This is a genomic window from Caballeronia glathei (assembly GCF_000698595.1).
GTDB lineage: Bacteria > Pseudomonadota > Gammaproteobacteria > Burkholderiales > Burkholderiaceae > Caballeronia > Caballeronia glathei.
The window spans coordinates 1-2,445 of the sequence record NZ_JFHC01000194.1; the positions used below are offsets into that span (position 1 = coordinate 1).

The 2,445-nt window shown below is 60.3% G+C and carries 3 protein-coding genes and 1 pseudogene; 3 read left to right on the plus strand and 1 reads right to left on the minus strand.

Features of this window, described 5'->3' with window-relative positions:
- Nucleotides 1–327 (minus strand): alcohol dehydrogenase catalytic domain-containing protein (locus BG61_RS38160; RefSeq protein ID WP_035943484.1); only part of this gene is annotated, 327 nt, incomplete at its 3' end.
- Nucleotides 328–672: 345 nt separating this feature from the next.
- On the opposite strand from BG61_RS38160, the gene BG61_RS38165 reads away from it, so the two are divergent.
- From BG61_RS38165 to BG61_RS44600, 3 genes and pseudogenes are all read left to right on the plus strand, one after another.
- Nucleotides 673–984, plus strand: a complete 312-nt coding sequence (locus BG61_RS38165; RefSeq protein WP_051673101.1) for a CsbD family protein — start codon at nucleotides 673–675, stop codon at nucleotides 982–984.
- A gap of 52 nt (nucleotides 985–1,036) precedes the next feature.
- The gene (locus tag BG61_RS38170; RefSeq protein ID WP_035943485.1) at nucleotides 1,037–1,411 is read left to right on the plus strand and encodes a phage holin family protein; all 375 of its coding nucleotides are present in this window, start codon (nucleotides 1,037–1,039) and stop codon (nucleotides 1,409–1,411) included.
- 334 nt (nucleotides 1,412–1,745) lie between these two features.
- Nucleotides 1,746–1,902 (plus strand): annotated as a pseudogene (locus BG61_RS44600) (manganese catalase family protein); the annotation flags it as partial.
- Nucleotides 1,903–2,445 lie beyond the last annotated feature (543 nt).

Genomic DNA, 2,445 nt, shown 5'->3' on the forward strand with positions numbered 1-2,445 from the left:
GCGATTGCTGCGCTCGCACACCGAGAAGTTCCCCCAATTGCACTGGTCACACTCGCCGCAAATAATCGTGAATGGCACCACAACGCGGTCTCCGACCTTGAGCGCTGCATTGCCGCCGCCCACCTCCACGACTTCGCCCATGAACTCGTGTCCCATGATGTCCCCGGATTCCATCCCAGGCATGAAACCATCGAAAAGGTGCAAGTCGGAGCCGCAGATCGCGCAGGTCGAAACCTTGATAATTGCATCGCGCGGATGCTCGATTTTCGGGTCGGGGACCGTATCGCATCGAATGTCTTTCTTTCCATGCCATCTTAGCGCCTTCATGCTTCCCTCCGAGCCGTTCGCAAGGTTACCGTTCGGCAGCGAAACGTGTCGGCGCGGCATCGGACGGCGATGTTCAGTCAGCAATCAATGTTCCGGATCCGCGCCCCTGTCGCCGCTGCCGTCCTTGCCAACGGTTAAGCACGCGTCATCCCATACGAACGGAAGTGATGCACGGGCTGTACGCGCGTTCAAGGCGCCGATAATCGGAGCCCGCGTTCGCGCCTCGCATCCGTGACCAGTCTGCCTCCGACGTCGTATCCCTGCGTTACCGTGCCCCGGCCAGACGAGTCCCTTAGGCACAACACCTGCGCACTAGCTATCGGCTAAGAAATGGAGGAACGAGACATGGACACGAATAAAGTGGAGGACGCTGCTCACGAAGCGAGGGGCGAGCTCCAGCAGGCTGTCGGCAATGGGGAAGACGACGTTTCAACATCGGCTGCCGGCAAAGCCCGTGAGTTGCGCGAGAAGGCGAATAAGCTATGTTCGGACACTTCTATGCTGGTGCGCACCCGAACCACGGAAAGCCCTTTGACCGCATTGGGCATCGCGGCACTGATCGGATTTCTGTTGGGAGTGATGCGAGCCAGCGGCCGTAGGACGTCGAATACTCCTGCGACGCGTCGACGTGCACGAGACGATGTGACGAAGGACTGACCAAATCGCCGTCGGAACACGCTGGGACGGAGTACGTACAAGGGAGGGAACCATGACGGTTCAATCGAAGATCGCACAGTGGCGAAACGTCGGCCGACTGTTGTCACGGCGCATCGGGGACTATAGCGAGCTGTTCCGGATCGAATTGGCCGAAACGAAGTCTCGATTGCTGCACGAAGTCGTCGCCATGGTGGCGTTGGCAATCGGCGCACTCTTCATGCTCTCCTTTTTTTGTATTGCCGTCATTATTACTGCGGCTGGTACACCGTACTTCGTAGCGGTGGCGTGGGGCGTTGCCGCGGTGTGGTTGCTCGTGACACTCGTCGCCGGCATCGTCATGCGTTCCCGCCGCCCCTCCGAACCGTTTCAAACTTTGCGAACGGAAGTCGAGTGTGACTTGAAAGCGCTCAGCGAGGCAAACAAATGAGACATGTCGACGCCCAATCCGTCGTTCTCACACGCATGGCGGAGACGCGCGCGGAATTTCTGGCGACGAGCAAGGAACTTGCGCCCACCCGTGCCCCTCGGGTGTCACGCGTCGCGGCGGACGTCGGGCCGTGGCTGCTGAGAACGCCGAATGCAGCTCTCTTTGCAGCCCTGCTCGTTGGCTTGGTCGTTCTCGGCCCCAAGCCAGCCATTCGCACGGCGCTTCAGGCCGGACTGAGCACCTGGACGACCAGGACGGTCGCCGCGCTTGCGGACTCGATACAGTATCGATAGATAAGGCCGATTTTAATGTGCCGGTTGCGGAGTCTTGCCCGCTGGCGGCGGCTTGTCGCTACTTCACCCAGGTTGTCGGCGACGATGACCCGGTCGCACGGACCTGCTGTTCGACATCGCCACCGAAGAGCTGAGCCACCTTGAATCATCGGTTACATCGTCGCCATGCTTAACAAAGGCGCGAAAGGACCCTGCGCTCGAACATCGCCGCCGAAGCGCGCGCAAATATCGTCTACGAACGGCTTATCAACGAGGAGGCGGGGCGCCGCGCGCTGCTCCTGCCCGGCGACATCACCGACCGCGCATTGACGCGAACTGGTGGCGAAGACGGTCGTGGCATTCGGGACATCGACGTGCTCGTCAACGACGCGGCATACAATATCACCTAGGACGGCCTGAAAGACATCGGCGACGATGAATGGGACGCGACGTTCTCAATCAAGCGACGGTAAGCGTTGACCCGGTTGCGCTCTTAACCTTCTCCCGCCAGCATCGCGCGAATCGACAAACTGTCCACGAGCGCTCGTGACAACGATCGCGCTGCCCGGCTTCATGCAGGCCAGCGCGGCCTACGTGAGCCAGACATCGCGCCGAATGCTATGAACCGCTATTCCTCAGCTTTATGCCACTGAAGGCGCGCGACAGCCGCGGGCGATGTTGGCCGGCGCCTAGCGTCGGATCTGCTGTTCGACGAGCGCGAACAGATGTGCTGGCTCGAACGGCTTTCGCAAGAACGCTTTG